Genomic DNA, 275 nt, shown 5'->3' on the forward strand with positions numbered 1-275 from the left:
TCCATCATATTGTAGGGCTTGTTGGCGCTGTCGGGCACCAGCGTGTCGAGCCGCATGTCGAGGCGCGCGGGGTCGTCGTGGAACGGCCTGACCGGCAGCTTGTCGCGATTATTGAGCGGCAGGAAGTCGAAGAGCCGCCGGATCGCCTCCAGCGCCTCGACATCGTTCTCGAAGGCGGCGTCGGCCACTGACGACTTCTGCGTGTGCGTGCTGGCGCCGCCGAGTTCCTCCGCCGTGACGATCTCGTTGGTCACGGTCCTCACCACATCGGGGCC

General features: G+C 65.8%; 1 protein-coding gene. It reads right to left on the reverse strand.

All coding sequences use genetic code 11. The features are described from left to right. The coding region (locus tag ACWGS9_RS35770) for a carboxyl transferase domain-containing protein (RefSeq protein ID WP_454509556.1) at positions 1–275 on the reverse strand (275 nt) is incomplete at both ends.

This window comes from Mesorhizobium sp. Arg314, assembly GCF_053714275.1.